This is a genomic window from Streptomyces sp. NPDC047974 (assembly GCF_040653375.1).
Lineage (GTDB): Bacteria > Actinomycetota > Actinomycetes > Streptomycetales > Streptomycetaceae > Streptomyces.
Map to the genome: position 1 here is coordinate 126,728 of NZ_JBEZNU010000005.1, position 14,601 is coordinate 141,328.

The 14,601-nt window shown below is 73.5% G+C and carries 12 protein-coding genes; 10 read left to right on the plus strand and 2 right to left on the minus strand.

Going from position 1 to position 14,601, the window contains the following annotated elements:
* Positions 1 to 51: 51 nt before the first annotated feature.
* Complete coding sequence (locus AB0E19_RS09980) at positions 52 to 1,740, minus strand: FAD-dependent monooxygenase (RefSeq protein ID WP_362176089.1); 1,689 nt, start codon at positions 1,738 to 1,740, stop codon at positions 52 to 54.
* 228 nt (positions 1,741 to 1,968) lie between these two features.
* On the opposite strand from AB0E19_RS09980, the gene AB0E19_RS09985 reads away from it, so the two are divergent.
* From AB0E19_RS09985 to AB0E19_RS10030, 10 genes are all read left to right on the plus strand, one after another.
* Positions 1,969 to 3,687: a class I adenylate-forming enzyme family protein gene (locus tag AB0E19_RS09985; protein WP_362176092.1), complete on the plus strand. Its 1,719-nt coding sequence runs from the start codon at positions 1,969 to 1,971 to the stop codon at positions 3,685 to 3,687.
* Between the two features lie 2 nt (positions 3,688 to 3,689).
* Positions 3,690 to 4,703 carry a methyltransferase gene (locus tag AB0E19_RS09990; protein WP_362176095.1) on the plus strand — a complete coding sequence of 338 codons (1,014 nt, stop codon included), beginning with the start codon at positions 3,690 to 3,692 and terminating at the stop codon, positions 4,701 to 4,703.
* Between the two features lie 47 nt (positions 4,704 to 4,750).
* Positions 4,751 to 6,712, plus strand: coding sequence for an FAD/NAD(P)-binding protein (locus tag AB0E19_RS09995; RefSeq protein WP_362176098.1), 1,962 nt, complete (start codon positions 4,751 to 4,753; stop codon positions 6,710 to 6,712).
* Positions 6,709 to 8,112 carry an adenylosuccinate lyase family protein gene (locus AB0E19_RS10000; RefSeq protein ID WP_362176101.1) on the plus strand — a complete coding sequence of 468 codons (1,404 nt, stop codon included), beginning with the start codon at positions 6,709 to 6,711 and terminating at the stop codon, positions 8,110 to 8,112. Before AB0E19_RS09995 ends, AB0E19_RS10000 begins: the two co-directional genes overlap by 4 nt.
* Positions 8,113 to 8,146: 34 nt before the next feature.
* Positions 8,147 to 9,367 (plus strand): methionine adenosyltransferase, encoded by a 1,221-nt coding sequence (metK, locus tag AB0E19_RS10005; RefSeq protein ID WP_362176104.1) that lies wholly within the window; start codon positions 8,147 to 8,149, stop codon positions 9,365 to 9,367.
* Positions 9,368 to 9,593: 226 nt separating this feature from the next.
* Positions 9,594 to 10,370 carry an AfsR/SARP family transcriptional regulator gene (locus AB0E19_RS10010; protein ID WP_362176107.1) on the plus strand — a complete coding sequence of 259 codons (777 nt, stop codon included), beginning with the start codon at positions 9,594 to 9,596 and terminating at the stop codon, positions 10,368 to 10,370.
* 52 nt (positions 10,371 to 10,422) lie between these two features.
* Entirely contained in the window at positions 10,423 to 11,013 is a 591-nt protein-coding gene (locus AB0E19_RS10015; protein WP_362176110.1) for an RNA polymerase sigma factor, read from the plus strand.
* Positions 11,010 to 11,810 (plus strand): MGMT family protein, encoded by an 801-nt coding sequence (locus AB0E19_RS10020; protein WP_362176113.1) that lies wholly within the window; start codon positions 11,010 to 11,012, stop codon positions 11,808 to 11,810. The genes AB0E19_RS10015 and AB0E19_RS10020 overlap by 4 nt, the downstream gene beginning before the upstream one ends.
* Before the next feature lie 26 nt (positions 11,811 to 11,836).
* Positions 11,837 to 12,385, plus strand: a complete 549-nt coding sequence (locus AB0E19_RS10025) for a methylated-DNA--[protein]-cysteine S-methyltransferase (RefSeq protein ID WP_362176116.1) — start codon at positions 11,837 to 11,839, stop codon at positions 12,383 to 12,385.
* Positions 12,386 to 12,553: 168 nt separating this feature from the next.
* The gene (locus AB0E19_RS10030; RefSeq protein ID WP_362176119.1) at positions 12,554 to 13,240 is read left to right on the plus strand and encodes a 2OG-Fe(II) oxygenase; all 687 of its coding nucleotides are present in this window, start codon (positions 12,554 to 12,556) and stop codon (positions 13,238 to 13,240) included.
* Positions 13,241 to 13,584: 344 nt separating this feature from the next.
* Here AB0E19_RS10030 and AB0E19_RS10035 read toward each other — a convergent pair whose 3' ends face one another.
* Positions 13,585 to 14,523 (minus strand): DMT family transporter, encoded by a 939-nt coding sequence (locus AB0E19_RS10035; RefSeq protein WP_362176122.1) that lies wholly within the window; start codon positions 14,521 to 14,523, stop codon positions 13,585 to 13,587.
* Positions 14,524 to 14,601 lie beyond the last annotated feature (78 nt).

A 14,601-nucleotide genomic window follows, 5' to 3' on the forward strand; every position in this document is an offset into this window, starting at 1 on the left:
CCCCCGCGATGCCCAGTCGTGACGCGCAATTCGTGCGGATGCTATCGCCGCTCAGGCTCCGGGTCCCGCCGCCGCGTCGTACGGACCTCCGGTGATCAGTGCCAGGAGCGCCCCGGCGTCGGCGGGCTCCCGGTCGGCCCGCCAGGCGACGTGCTGATCGGGGCGGACCAGCACCAGATCGCGCTCGTACAGGTCACGCGCGAGCGGATCGTCGAGCGTCAGGGTCCGCAGCGGCACGCCCCGGGCCCGGGCCGCGGCCTCGATCCGTCCGGTCCCCGGCGGGCGCGGGCCGAGTCGGAGCAGGGTGAACCCGGCGCCGAACCGGTCGAACAGCGAACTGCCGTCCGTGCGGCGGTCGTCGAGCCACAGGTGGGGGGCGCGACCGCCCGGCACCGCCGAGGGGGTGTACGCGCCGAAGGAGTCGGGCACCGGCCCGGAGCCGTCCCCTGCGACGATCGGGGAGCCGTCGTAGCGGGCGCCCAGCTGCACCCCCAGGGTGTCCAGGGTGCGCATCCCGTACTCGGCCAGCTCCGCCCCGGTCTTGGCCCGGGCCGCCTCGCCGTCGGCCGAGTCCTCCTCCAGCCAGGCGGGCCGGTCGACGGCGCCGAGCCCCTGGCCGAGCGCGCGGGCCGCCGCGGTGTTCCGGAGGGCGATCGGCCGGCGCTCGACGCCGTACGAGTCCAGGAGCTCCGGGCCCGCCCACCCGCGCACCGCCGCCGCGAGCTTCCAGGCGAGGTTGGCGGCGTCGTCGACCCCGGTGTTCATGCCGAAGCCGCCGTTGGGCGTGAACAGGTGGGCGGCGTCGCCGACGAGCCGGACGCGCCCCGTGCCGAACGACTCGGCGACCAGCGCGGCGCCCGCGGTCCAGGGCCGGTGGCTGAGCACCTCGACCGGCAGGGGTCGTCCCGCCGCCCGCTCCACCAGCCGCACGAGATCCGCCTCGGTCGCCCGCTCCGGGTCGACGGAGCTGGTGAGCAGGAAGAACTCGTCCACCCCGTCGAGCGCGATGAGGTTCAGCGCGAGGTCCGCGTTGACGACCCAGTTGCTCCACGCGCCGCGGTCGCGCAGGAAGTCCCGGTACAGCGTGGGCACCCGCAGGTGGGCGGCGGTGGAGCGGCGCCCGAGGATGTCCTGGTCGAGGGCGCCCTCCCCCTCGTACCGGATGCCGAGGTGGCGCCGGACCGTGCTGTGCCCGCCGTCGCACCCCGCGACGTACGCCGCCCGGAACACGCGCCGGACGCCGTCGCGTTCGGCCACGACGTCGACGTGCCCCGTGCTCTCGTGCAGGGCCGTGACCGTCCAGCCGTAGCGGAGGGTGATGCCCCGCCGGCGGCGGGCGTGGTCGAGGAGGAGCCGCTCCACGTACATCTGGTTGGCCCGGTGCATCGGTTCGGGCGTCGGGTCCGCGCGGTCGGCCCCGGCCCGCCGGCGCCGCACCTCGCCGGTGCCCGGCCAGGGCAGCAGGGCCAGTTCGTGCGCGTCGTAGCGGGTGAAGAAGGAGATGCCGGCCGAGTGGCCGGCGGGCAGTCCGAGGGCGCGGATCCGCTCGGCCAGTCCGAGCGTGCGGTAGTGCTCCATGGTCCGCGCGTTGTGGGTGCTGCCACGCGGCTGGTCGGGCACGTCCGCTTCGGAGTTGAGGACGACGCAGGGCACTCCCTGCCGGTCGAGGAGCAGCGCGAGCATCAATCCGACCGGACCGCCGCCGACGACGGCGACCGGGGTTGTCAGCGGGTCGTCCATGGGACGCGGCCTCCAGCCGAAGTCGAGATCGAACCGGTGCGATCGTTGCAACCCCCTCTGAAGAACGGAGCAAGATCGGCCATCGGGGCTGCTTTCCATCGGCCCTTTAGCAGCCGGTTGGAGACTCCGCCACGAGCCTTTGCCGAACCGCTGGGGTGTCACGGGCCGCGATGTCTCACCGGTGACCGGAGCAAACCGACGTATCACTGCGGAGTGTGAGGTATTCCTATGTTCCTGTTCGGCACACACCGGTCCGCCGCGCAACGCCTGCGCCTCCACGCCGACCGGGAGCTGGGGGCGGGGAACTTCTTCTGGCACGCCTGGCGCGTCGCCCGCGACCGGGACCGCCCGCTCCTCTTCCACCCCGACACGTCCTCCCCCACCTGGGCGACGGAGGAGCCCCGGGGCGTGTCCCTGGACGACCTGCGCATCGCCGTCATCCGCTACGCCCACTGGTACCGCGGCCGCGGGGTGCGGCCCGGCTCGCACGTGGGCCTGCACACCCGCGACGGGCTGCTGGGCCTGATCCACCACATCGCCATCACGTCGCTCGGCGCCGCCGCCGTGCACTGCAACCCCAAGATGGCCCCGGCGACGGCCGCCGAGTACTTCCTGCGGACCCGGACCACGGTGCTCGTGGGCGACGACGACCTGCTCAAGGGGCTCGCGGACGCCTGGCGGCAGGACGCGCCGGGGGCGGCCACGCCCGAGGTCGCGGACATCGCCTCGCTCGCCGTCACCGCTCCCCTGCCGCCCCGGCCGATGCCCGGCTTCCCGCACCGGCACGCCGACGAAGACCTGATCATGATCTCGCACTCGTCGGGCACCACCGGCCGTCCCAAGGCCCCGGTGTTCCACCACGGTTCGTTCTTCGCGGGCAAGCGGGAGCGGCTGTGGTCCTTCCCCTCGCTGCGCTCCGACCGGCTGCTCACGGCGCTGCCGCACAGCCACTCCGCGGGCATCAGCTACCTCAGCCTGGCGATCCTGCTCGGCATCCCGACGCTGATCCTCGACGACGCGAGCGGCCCGGCCGTGGCGCGGGCGGTGAACCTGTTCCACCCCACCACCGTGCTCGGCTTCCCGCTCACGCTCGCCGAGATACCGACCGAGCGGATCGAGCCGGGGGCCGCACGGTCCATCCACACCTGGCACGGCATGGGCGACGCCTCCCACGAGCGGCACATCCGCCCGCTGATCGCCCTGGGCCGGCGCACCGAGGGCGGCCAGGTGCGCAGCGGCTCGCGCTACCTCGACGGGCTCGGGTCGTCGGAGATGGGCATGGTGCTGTTCAAGCAGGCCTACACGCCCGAGACGACCCGCTACGCCCGCCACATCGGCCTCCCCGTCAAGGTGGTGCGCAAGGCGGCGGTGCTCGACGAGCAGGGCCGTGAGCTGCCCGACGGGCAGGCCGGCCGGCTCGGCGTGCAGACCCCCAGCGTCACCGCCGGCTACCTGGACGAGCCGGACCTGACCGCGGACTCGACGGTCAACGGGTACTTCCTCACCGGCGACATCATGCGCCGCGAGAGCGACGGCACCTGGTACCACCTCGACCGCACCCCCGACGTGATCCACACCGTCGACGGACCGGTGCACAGCCTCCCGGCCGAGGAGGTCGTCCTGATGGCGACGCAGGCGCTGGACGCCGCGGTCGTCGCGGTCGACGACCCCGGCGCCCCGGGGCACTCCCGTCCCCTGGCGGTCGTCCTCTTCACCGACGGCACCCGGCACGACGCGGCCCGGCTCCTGAAGGCGTGCGACGCGGCCCTGGCCCGCGAGGGCCTGGCACCGCTCGGCGGGCTGCTGCTTGCGCGCGACCGCTCCGAACTCCCCGTCGGCGTCACGGGCAAGGTCCTCAAGCGCCTGCTGCGCGAACGCCTGCGCACCGCGCTGTCCCGCACCGGCGACCCGGCGCTCGCCGTGTCCGCCCCCGCACGGAAGGTCTGACGATGCCCGGTACCGAGACGACGGCGGCGCGTCGGGTGGTGGATCTGATCACCGGCACCTGGCGGGCCCAGGCCCTGCACGCGGCGGCCGCCCTGTCCCTGCCCGACCACATCGCCGCGGGACACGGCAGCGTGCAGGCGCTGGCCGAACGCACGGGTGCCAGCGAGGACGGGCTCGCGCGGCTGCTGCGGCTGCTCGCGGCACTGGGCGTGTTCACCGGCGACGAGGAGAGCGGCTACGGGCTCACCGACGTGGGCGCGCTCCTCGTCGCCGACGGCGAGCGGTCCATGCGGGACATGGTGCTGCTGTACGGGGAGGAGTTCCACCGGGCCTGGGGCGCGGTGGTGCCCGCGATCCGCACCGGGACCTCCGGCTTCGAGCACGCCTTCGGCACCTCGCTGCACGCCTACCTGCGCGACGAGCCCGACGCGGGGCCGCGCTTCCTGCGCGCCATGAACGCCGGCAACGTCTTCTTCCCCGAGGCCGCGGCGGCCTTCGACTTCACGGGGGCGCGCACCGTGGTCGACGTGGCGGGCGGCAGCGGCCTGCTGCTGTCGGCCGTGCTCCAGGCCCACCCGCATCTGACGGGCACCGTCTTCGACCTGCCGCACATGCTGCCGGTGGCCGAGCGGCACCTGGGCGCCACCGTCGAGGCCCACCGGTACGAGACGGTCGCGGGCGACGTCTTCGACAAGGTCCCCGCGGGCAACGACGTGTACCTGCTGTCCCGGGTGCTGCAGGACTGGGACGACGAACGGTGTGCGACGCTCCTCGCCAACATCCGGGAGGCCATGGCGGACTCGGGGCGGCTGCTGGTCCTCGAACGGGTCGTCGCGACCGACGGGACGGCGCCCGTGCTGCCGCTGCTGTGGGACCTGCATCTGCTGATGGCCGCGGGCGGCCGCGAGCGGACCCTCGACGGATACCGCACGGTCCTGGGCGCCGCGGGCCTGCGCCTGGAGAGCGTGCACCCCCTCGCCCTCGAGACGAGTCTGCTGGTCGCCGCGCCGGCATGAGGCAGCCCCTCCGATCCCGCCCTCCCCTGACCCCATGGAGTACCCCTATGCCCAGCGGTGACCTCGACCTGTGCCTCGTCGGCGCGGGACCGCGCGGTCTGTCGGTTCTCGAGCGGCTGTGCGCCAACGAACGCGGCGCGTCCGCTCACCGGGCGGTCACCGTGCACGTCGTCGACCCCTACCGGCCCGGCGCCGGGCGGGTGTGGCAGGCCGGACAGTCGCGTGTGCTGCTGATGAACACCGTCGCCTCGCAGGTGACCGTGTTCACCGACGCCAGCGTGGAGATGGACGGCCCCGTCGAACCGGGCCCCAGCCTGTACGCGTGGGCGCGCACGCTGGACGCCGGGCACGGCGAGGCCGTGCTCGCCGAGGCGCGCCGGCTCGGCCCGGACGACTATCCGACCCGCGCCTTCTACGGCCGTTACCTGGAGGACGTCTTCGCCCGGGTGGTGTCCGGCGCCCCGTCGCACGTACGCGTGCGGGTGCACCGGGCCCGGGCCGTCGGCCTGCGGGAGCGGGCCGAGGACGGCGCGCAGCAGGTCGTCCTGTCCGACGGGAGGGTCCTCGACGGCCTCGACGCGGTCGTTCTCTCCCAGGGGCACGTGCCGACCGAGGTCTCCGCCGCCGAGCGGCAGCTGTCGCGGCGCGCGCGGGCCCGCGGGCTGCTGCACGTCCTGCCGGCCAACCCCGCCGACCTGGACCTGTCGGACGTGCGGTCCGGCGAGACGGTGCTGGTGCGCGGGCTCGGCCTGAACTTCTTCGACCACATGGCGCTGCTCACCGTGGCGCGCGGCGGCCGCTTCGACCGGGTCGGCGAGCGCCTCGTCTACCGCCCCTCCGGCCGGGAGCCGCGCATCGTCGCGGGCTCCCGGCGTGGCATCCCGTACCACGCGCGCGGCGCCAACGAGAAGGGCGCGCACGGCCGCCACGAGCCGCGCGTGCTGACGGAGAAGGTGGTCGCGGCGCTGCGGGAACGCGCGGTGGACGGTGAGCGCGTGCACTTCGGCACCGACCTGTGGCCGCTGATCTCCCGGGAGGTGGAGAGCGTCTACTACGGGGCGCTGCTGGCCGCCCGGGGCCGGGAGGCCGAACGGGAGGAGTTCGTCGGGCGGTTCGTGTCGCTGCCCGAAGGCACCGGCGCGGCCGGGCCGACGGCCGAGCTGCTCGACGCGTACGGCATCGCACCCGACGAGCGGTGGGACTGGGACCGGATCCTCCGGCCGCACGGCGACGGGGAGTTCGCCGACCGTGCGGAGTTCCGCCGCTGGATGCTGGGGCATCTGCGCCAGGACGTGCGCGAGGCCCGGGCGGGCAACGTGAGCGGGCCGCTCAAGGCGGCCCTCGACGTGCTGCGCGATCTGCGCAACGAGGTCCGGCTGGCCCTCGACCACGGCGGCCTGGACGGCCACTCCTACCGGGACCAGGTGGAGGGCTGGTACACCCCGCTCAACGCCTTCCTGTCGATCGGCCCGCCCCCCTCCCGCATCGAGGAGCTGATCGCGCTGATCGAGGCGGGCGTCCTGGACCTGATCGGTCCGGGCATGCGGGTGCGCGTCGACGACACGGCGGGAGCGTTCGTCGCCGAGTCGGACGGCGTGGCGGACGATCCCGTGCGCGCCCGGGTGCTGGTCGAGGCGCGGTTGCCGGAGCCGGATCTGCGCCGGACCCGCGATCCGCTGCTGCGCGGGCTGCTGGCCACCGGGCAGTGCCGTCCGTTCCGCATCCCCGGTGCGTGCGGCACGAGTTACGAGACGGGCGGCCTGGAGGTCACCGAGCGCCCCTACCACCTGGTCGACGCGTACGGCCGCAGCCATCCGCGGCGCTTCGCGTACGGGGTGCCGACGGAGGCGGTGCACTGGGTGACGGCGGCCGGCATCAGGCCCGGGGTGAACTCGGTGACCCTCGGCGACTCCGACGCCATCGCACGCGCGGTCCTGGCCCTGACCCCCGCCGCGGCGGACGCCTCCCGGCGCCGTTCCGGCAAGACGCTGACGGAGGCACCGGCATGACGGCGGAGCGGGCGGGACTGGATTCCGGGCTGCTCTCCCCGGTGCGGGCGGGCACCCCGGTCGAGCGGGCGGTCGGCGACGAGGCCTGGCTCCAGGCGATGCTGGACGCGGAGGCGGCGCTGGCCCGCGCCCAGGCCCGGCTCGGCACCGTGCCGGCGCGGGCCGCCGAGGCGATCACCGGGGCCGCCCGCGCGGACCTGCTCGATCTGCGCGGGCTCGCCGTCGCCGCGCGGGAGAGCGCCAACCCGGTGGTGGGCCTGGTCCGCGCCCTCACCGCGGTCGTCGCCGAGCGGGACCCGGAGGCCGCCGAGTACGTCCACCGCGGTTCGACCAGTCAGGACGTCTTCGACACCGGCGCCATGCTGGTCTGCGACCGGGCGCTGCGCCTGGTCCGCGCCGATCTGCTGCGCACCGCGGTGGCCCTGGACGGGCTGGCGGCGCGGCACCGGGACACGCTGATGGCGGGGCGGACGCTGACCCTGCACGCCGTGCCGACCACCTTCGGGCTCAAGGCGGCCGGCTGGGGCCTGCTGGTGCGCGAGGCGGCGGACCGCGTGGACCGGCTGCTCGACGGCGGGCTGCCCGTCTCGCTCGGGGGCGCGGCGGGCACCCTGGCCGGCTATCTGCAGTACTCGGCGGTGGACGGCGCGTCGGCCACCGGCGAGTACGCGGCCGCGCTGTCCAAGGCGTTCGCGGCCGAGACCGGGCTCGGCACGGCCGCGCTGCCGTGGCACGCGCTGCGTTCGCCCCTCGCCGACGTGGGCGCGGCCCTGGCCTTCGTCACCGGAGCGCTGGGGAAGATCGCCGTGGACGTGCAGTCGATGGGCCGCACCGAGGTCGGTGAGGTCGCCGAGCCGCCCGTGGCCGGGCGCGGCGCCTCCTCGGCCATGCCGCACAAGCGCAATCCGGTGCTGGCCACCCTGATCCGTTCCGCCGCGCTCCAGGTGCCCGCCCTCGCCGGTGCGCTGACGCAGTGTCTGGTGACCGAGGACGAGCGCTCGGGCGGTGTCTGGCACGCCGAGTGGCTGCTGCTGCGGGAGTGCCTGCGCCTCGCGGGCGGTGCCTCGCACACCGCCGTCGAGCTGTGCGAGGGGCTCGTCGTCCACGAGGACCGGATGCGGGCCAACGCGGCCGCGACCGGCCCCCTGATGTCGTCCGAGCGGATCGCCGCGGTCCTGGCGCCCCTGCTCGGCAAGGCCACGGCGAAGGGACTGCTGTCCGAGGCGGCCGGGACGGCCGAGCGCACCGGACGGCCGCTGGCCGACGTCCTCGCCGAGGATCCCCGGATCGGGTCCGCGCTGGACGCCGGGGAGCTGGCGGAGCTGCTCGACCCCGCCACGTACACGGGCGCGGCCGCCTCCCTGGTGGACCGCGCCCTGGAGCGCCACCGCACGTCCTGATCCACGTCCCGTCGTCCCGACCCCTGGAGTTGTGATGTCTGCCCGGCTCTTCACTTCGGAATCGGTCACCGAAGGCCATCCCGACAAGATCGCCGACCGTATCAGCGACACGATCCTCGACGCCCTCCTCGCCCAGGACCCCGCGGCCCGCGTCGCGGTGGAGACCCTGATCACCACCGGTCAGGTCCATGTCGCCGGCGAGGTCACGACCAGCGCGTACGTCGACATCCCCGCCCTCGTCCGCGAGACCGTCCTGGGGATCGGCTACGACTCCTCCGCCAAGGGCTTCGACGGCGCCTCCTGCGGTGTGTCGGTCTCCATCGGGGCCCAGTCCCCCGACATCGCCCGAGGTGTCGACACCTCCCACGAACAGCGGGTCGGCGGCTCCCCGTCGGCCCCGGAGGACCGGCTGGCCCTCCAGGGCGCCGGCGACCAGGGCCTGATGTTCGGATACGCCTGCGACGAGACGCCCAGCCTCATGCCGCTGCCCATCCACCTGGCCCACCGCCTGTCGCGGCGGCTCTCGGAGGTGCGGCGCGACGGGAGCGTGCCCTACCTGCGCCCGGACGGGAAGACCCAGGTCACCATCGAGTACCTGGGCAGCAGGCCCAAGCGCCTCGACACCGTCGTCGTCTCCTCCCAGCACGCCGGTGACATCGATCTGGACTCCCTGCTCACCCCGGACGTGCGCGAGCACGTGGTCGAGCACGTCCTGGACGAGCTGGCCCAGGAGGGGATCAAGCTGGAGACCGAGGGTCACCGGCTGCTGGTCAACCCCACCGGCCGCTTCGAGATCGGCGGCCCGATGGGCGACGCCGGTCTCACCGGCCGGAAGATCATCATCGACACGTACGGGGGGACGGCCCGGCACGGCGGCGGCGCCTTCTCCGGCAAGGACCCGTCGAAGGTGGACCGCTCGGCGGCGTACGCGATGCGCTGGGTCGCCAAGAACGTCGTCGCGGCGGGGCTCGCCTCCCGCTGCGAGGTGCAGATCGCCTACGCCATCGGCAAGGCCGAGCCGGTCGGCCTCTTCGTCGAGACCTTCGGTACCGCGGGCGTCTCGCAGGCCGCCATCGAGAAGGCCGTGACGGAGGTCTTCGACCTGCGCCCGGCCGCGATCATCCGCGACCTGGACCTGCTCCGGCCCATCTACGCCCAGACCGCCGCGTACGGGCACTTCGGCCGCGAGCTCCCCGACTTCACCTGGGAGCGGACCGACCGCGCCGACGCGCTGCGCCGGGCCGCCGGACGGTAGGCGTCCGACCGGGCTGCGGCCCCGGATCACCCCGTTCCGGGGCCGCGTCGCCATCCCCTCGGGTCGAATAGGATCGGATCGTCTTCCCGAATGCCGAGAAACCGAGCGGCCAACTTGTAAATTTCGCCCGCCCGCCTGTTTGACGCCGATTCGGCACCCACCTATCCTCGGTGCGAGAAATGAGATACCTGTTCGATACGTGATGTCACGGGGATAGGAACTCTTCATGAAGTCGGGTATTCTCGGCCCCCTCTTACTCTCCGACGCCGAGGGAAATCTCGTACCGAGCGCGCCGAAACCGCGCCAGCTCCTCGCATTCCTGATGCTGCACACGCCACAGATGGTGCGGGCCGGGGACTGCATCACCGAGTTGTGGGGGTCGACGCCACCCAAGAGCGCGATGTCGACGCTGCAGACGTACGTGCTCCACATACGGCAGGCCCTGCGCGGCCCCCACCGGGACCACAGCCATCTCCTGCTCACCAGGAACCAGGGCTATCAGCTCACCCTGGAGCCGGCCGGCTTCGACCGCTTCGGGTTCACCGACCTGACGCGTCGGGGACGCCTGGCGGCCGCCGCCGGGGACCACCGGACGGCCTCCGAGCTGTTCACCCTGGCCCTCGCGCAGTGGCGCGGCCCCGCCTTGTCGGACGTCCGGACCGGCTCCCTCAGCTCGCCGCACCTGGCCGAACTGGCGGAGACCCGGCAGGGGGTCCTGGAACAGCGCATCGAGGCCGATCTGGCGCTCGGCAAGCATCGTGAGCTGGTCGACGAACTGAACCTGCTGACGGCGCGCCACCCCACCCACGAGAACATGCACGCGCAACTGATGGTCGCGCTGTACCGCTCCGGCGAGCACCAGCGCGCCGGTGACGTCTTCCACTGCCTGCGCCGGGCACTCGGCGACTCCCTGGGGATCGAGCCCGTCCCCCGCATGTGGCGGCTGTACCAGGCGGTCCTGGTCGGCAGCTCGGAACTGGACGCTCCGGTCGTTCGCGGATAACCGCTCCTCCACGTCCGCAACACCCTGGCCCTGGACGGTGTTTGTTTCAGTGATGGACGACAAGGCCGAGCAGCTGACCGATCTCCTGGCGGCGCACCTCGAAGCCGGCTTCACCGAGCTGGTACGGGTGCACGCCGGGGCGGTCCACGCGTTCCTGTACCGGGTCTCCGGCTCCTCCGCCGAGGCGGACGACCTGGGCCAGGACACCTTCCTGCGCGCCTACACGGCACTGCGGGAGTACGCCCCCGCACGCCGCCGTGAACTGCGTCCGCGTGCGTGGCTGATGACCATCGCCGCGAACGTGTGGCGCAACCACGTCCGGACGCGCACACGGCGTCCGGCCACGGCCGGACTCCCCGTGGAGGAGACCATGGACGTCTGGCCCGACCTGAGCCCCGGACCGGAGGAACGCGCGGCGACCGCGGAGGACCGGTCGCGCCTGGTCACGGCCTTATCGGCATTACCCGAGCACCATCGCATACCGGTCGTGCTCCACCATGTGATCGGAATGAGCTACACAGAGGTGGCCGAAGTACAGGGCTGCGCGGTGGGCACCGCGAAGGCACAGGTCTCCCGGGGTCTGGCCGGCCTGCGGCGGCTGATCGAGCCGGAACCACCGGCGCTGAAGGAGGTGACGACATGAACGAAGGCGACGGCGACGGCGTCACGCGGCGGCTGCCGGAACTCACGGCCGAGGCGCCGGAGGACTTCGCGCTGCGGGTGTTGCGCCGTGTGGGCATCTCCGAGGACCACTACGACACGTACACGCGTCTCGACACGGCCGCGGGCGGACTGTTCGTCGCCGCGAGCCCGCGAGCGGTGACCGGCGCCTGCCTGGACTCGGCGGGGCTGACCCCGACGGGCTTCGAGGAACTGCACCGCGCCCGCACCGGGCGCTCGGCGATCCCGGGCGGCAGGCCGCCGGCCGGACTCGTCCCGGCACTGCGCACCGGCCGGGCCCACCGGCTGCCGATCGACCTGTCCGGCCTGCCGGAGCAGCAGCGCGCGGTCCTGGAGGCCGTACGCCGCATTCCGGCGGGACAGCTGCGGCCGCTCGGCTGGATCGCCCGCGAGGCCGGCACCGCGGTACCGCCCTCGGCCTCCGAGGTCCTGCGCGCACTGGCGGCCAACCCCGTCGCCGTGCTCATACCGTGCCACCGCGTCACGCACGACAACGGATCGCCGTGCGACGCCGCGTACCTGCCGAAGGCCGGCGCGGCCCTGCGCCGGGCCGAGCAGATCGACATGCGCCGGGTGGCGGAGCTGTCCCGGGCCGGCACGGTGTTCCTCGGCAGCGACACCACCTTCATCTACTGCCATCCGACCTGCGCCCACGCCCGCCGGATCACGCCCGCGCACCGGGTGCACTTCCGCACCGCTCAGGACGCCCGCGAGGCGGGCTACCGGGCCTGCAAGAGCTGCCGGCCCATCACGGTATGACCCGGCGCACCACAGAAAGGTCCCCCATGCCCCTCCCCTCCACCGCGGCACTCGCCTCGCACGACACCCCGCTGGGCACCCTGACCCTCGCGGCGACCGACGACGCGCTGGTGCTGTGCGCCTTCGACGACCGCGAGCGGGCGGAGGCCCGGATCGCCCGTGCGGGCCTCACCGCCGTGGACGCCGAGGACGAGGCCACCTCCGCCCAGCTGCGGATCATCGAGGAGACGGGCCGCGAGCTGGACGCGTACCTCGGCGGCCGCAGCCGCGCGTTCACCGTCCGCATGGACCTGCGCCTGGCCACGCCGTTCAGCCGCACGACCATGGAACGGCTGGACGGACTCCTTCCGTACGGGGAGACGAGCACCTACGCCGAGCTGGCCACCGCGCTCGGGCGGCCGCGGGCCGCGCGGGCCGTGGGCACCGCGCTCGGCGCGAACCCCCTGTGCGTGGTCCTGCCCTGCCACCGGGTGGTCGGCTCGGGCGGGCGCCTGACCGGCTACGCGGGCGGCGTCGAGGCCAAGCGGTTCCTGCTCGACCTGGAGTCCGGCCGCACGCCCTCGCCCTCCCTCTGAACCGGCGGGCGCCGGAGCACTACCCCCGCATCCGGCGCCCGTCCCCCATCCACGACCGCGGAGCCGACCCTGACCAGCTACGACACCCCTCACCTGCCGGGCCTGGAACACGACCGCGCGCCCGGCGCGTACGACGCCGGCCTCGACGACGCGCTCGACCTGCCCGCCGTGGACGCGCTGGACTGGCCCGCGCTGACCGGCGCCCTCGACTCCGAAGGGGTCGCCGTCACCCCGCCGCTGCTGTCGCCGAGCGCCTGCGAGGAGGTCCGCGCGCTCTTCGACCGGGACGACGTGTTCCGCAGCACCGTCGACATGGGCCGCCACCGCTTCGGCAGCGGCCGCTACCGTTACTTCGCCGCACCCCTGCCTCCGGTGGTGACCGCGCTGCGCAGGCGGTTGTACCCACCACTGGCCCGGATCGCGAACCAGTGGGCCGAGCGCCTGGACCGGCCCCGGTTCCCGGGCACCCACGCCGAACTGACGGCGGCGTGCGCCGCCGCCGGCCAGCTGCGGCCCACGCCCCTGCTCCTGCGCTACGGCCCGGACGACTACAACTGTCTGCACCAGGACGTCTACGGCGAGCTGACGTTCCCGCTGCAGGTGGCGGTGATGCTGGACCGCCCCGACGTCGACTTCACCGGCGGCGAGAGCGTCTTCGTCGAACAGCGCCCGCGCGCCCAGTCCCGCCCCGTGGTGAAGCGCCCCGGCCAAGGACAGGCACTCATCTTCGCGGTCCACGACCGCCCGGTCCGCTCGGCACGCGGCTGGAGCCGCGTCATGCTGCGCCACGGGGTCAGCGCGATCCACGACGGCCAACGGCACGTCCTCGGCGTCATCTTCCACGACGCCCCGTGACACCGGGTCCGGACGGCGGCGCACGCGTATTCGGAGCGCTTTCATCCGACCCGCTTGCCACCGTCGGGCGCCGGAAATGGATTCTGATCATTCCGTGCGGCTAGTCGCCCCACCGAATAAGGGCGGTATAAACACGTCGATCGGCTTCGTCGAGAGCTTCGTCGAACGGCTTATCCGCCCCGGCCGGCGAGGTCCCGAGAAAGCGGCGATGACGACCGGGCAATGATCGTGACGCCGCGCGCGGGCACGTCCCCATTCCCCATGGTCGCCGGGTACGGGACCGGCCCCGGGATTCTCCCCGGTTTCCCCGCGACAAGTCTCGGCTTCGACCTGGTGAAGAACCCTCATCGTCCCTCGATTCGCCGGGGCTCGGCTGCGGCGACGAGGTGGGCCGCGGGCCGGGGCGCGGGCCTTGCCTGACGGCGCACCAGGCCGACGCCGACCAGCACCACCGCCATCCCGAGGGCGATCCGCAGGCTGAATTCCTCGCCGAGTACGACGACGCCCAGAGTCACGGAGACCACGGGCAGCAGGTAGCCGACCGTCGTCGTGTTGGTGGCTCCCTCGGCAGCGATCGACCGGTAGGTGAGGTGGAACGTGACCCCGGTGGCGATGACGCCCAGAATCACCACGGCGACGAGCGTCGTCGGGCTGACGCTTCGGACCGGTGCGAGACCGCCGGCGGGCAGGGTCGGCGCGGTCAGGGCGGTCGCCGCCACGAGCTGCGCCGCGGAGAGCGAGAGGGTGGGGATGCCGCTGCCGACCAGGAAGCGGCCCATGAAGGCGAAGCCGATGGCGTAACTCGCCGCCGCGACGAGGATGGCCACGGCGGCCCAGCCGCCCGACTCCGTCGCCCGCCAGGGGGCGAAGATCAGCACCACTCCGGCGAACCCGAGCAGCAGTCCCCCCAGCCGAGTGGCCCGGAGTCCCCGCTCGGTTCCGATGACGACCCCGATCAGCAGCGACCACAGGGGGGTTGTCGCGTTCAGGACCCCGGCCACGCCCGAGTCGACGGTCTGCTGGCCGAAGCTGAACAGGGCGAAGGGCAAGGCGTTGCAGAAGAGGGCCGCCACGAGGACACGTCCCCAGATCCGCCGGTCCCTCGGTAGGCGTCGGCCCGAGCACAGACACGCGACCAGCAGCGTCGCCGCACCGAGTACGCACCGGCTGAAGGTCACCTGCACCGGAGTCAGCGCGTCCAGGACCAGGTCGATCCAGAGGAACGTCGACCCCCACAGCAGAGCGAGTGCGCCGATCCGCGCCCCTCCCCGTGTCCTGCCCATGAAGCCTCTCATCCCTCGCTCCCGACCGCTGCGAGGAACGATCCCCCGGATCAATGAGAAGGACAAGAAAAAGATTCT